This window comes from Streptomyces sp. ActVer, assembly GCF_027270795.1.
Lineage (GTDB): Bacteria > Actinomycetota > Actinomycetes > Streptomycetales > Streptomycetaceae > Streptomyces > Streptomyces umbrinus_A.
The window spans coordinates 1-1243 of record NZ_JAPWHT010000908.1 but is presented as its reverse complement, the minus strand read 5'-3'; the positions used below and the strand labels follow the sequence as shown (position 1 = coordinate 1243).

Genomic DNA, 1243 nt, shown 5'->3' with positions numbered 1-1243 from the left:
CTCCTGCGGAGCAGGGCAACGAGCTGGGATTCGCCGCCAGGGCGGATCGCAGTGCCCTCACCAGCAGGTTTTGCCCCTACTTGTGAACCCGCTAGTTTGTGAGAGTGACCGTGAACCACGTGAAGCGGGCGTTCAAGTACCGCTTCTATCCGAGTGATGCGCAGGCAGCCGAGCTGTCGCGCACCTTCGGATGCGTTCGCAAGGTCTACAACCTGGCGCTCGCCGCCCGTACCAAGGCGTGGACGCGGCAGGAACGGGTCAACTACAACCAGACCTCGGCCATGCTGACGGCATGGAAGAAGACCGAGGAACTGGCCTACCTCAACGACGTGTCGTCGGTGCCGTTGCAGCAGACGCTGCGGCACTTGCAGACGGCGTTCACCAACTTCTTCGGCAAGCGGGCCAGGTATCCGCACTTCAAGTCCAGGCGGAAGTCGAGGAAGTCGGCGGAGTACACCACGTCCGGTTTCCGGTTCCGTGAGGGGAAGCTGACACTGGCGAAGATGCCTGAACCGCTGGACATCGTGTGGTCCCGGCCCCTGCCCGAGCAGGCGAAGCCCTCGACGGTGACGGTGTCGCAGGACGCTGCGGGCCGCTGGTTCGTCTCGCTGCTGTGTGAGGACCCGTCCGTCACGCCCCTGGGGGCGAACGGCAACGCGGTCGGTATCGATGTGGGCCTGGATCATCTGCTGACCCTGTCCACCGGGGAGAAGGTCACCAACCCGCGCCACGAGCGCAAGGACCGCGTTCGCCTGGCGAAGGCCATGCGGAACCTCGCGAAGAAGACCAGGGGTTCCGTAAACCGGAACAAGGCCCGACGCGAGGTCGCCAGGATCCATGCCCGGATCGCCGACCGCAGGCGGGACGGCCTGCACAAACTGACCACCCGGCTCGTGCGTGAAAACCAAACGCTCGTGATCGAGGACCTGACCGTGCGCACCATGGTCAAAAACCAGACCCTGGCCCGTGCGATCAGCGATGCCGCCTGGTCCCAGTTCCGGAGCATGCTGGAGTACAAAGCCGCCTGGTACGGGCGCGAGGTGATCGCTGTGGACCGGTGGTTCCCCTCGTCCAGGCTGTGCTCCGCCTGCGGCACCGTGCAGGACAAGATGCCGCTCCATGTCCGCACCTGGACGTGCGACTGCGGCACGACCCACGACCGGGACGTGAACGCAGCGAAGAACCTTCTGGCCGCCGGACGGGCGGTTGCAGCCTGTGGAGCTGGTGTAAGACCTCAACGGAG

1 protein-coding gene is annotated in these 1243 nt (G+C 65.1%); it reads left to right on the top strand.

Annotation, left to right across the window (positions count from 1 at the left end; all coding sequences use genetic code 11):
* Positions 1 to 104: 104 nt before the first annotated feature.
* Positions 105 to 1243 (top strand): RNA-guided endonuclease TnpB family protein (locus tag O3Q52_RS53240; RefSeq protein WP_269655567.1); only part of this gene is annotated, 1139 nt, incomplete at its 3' end.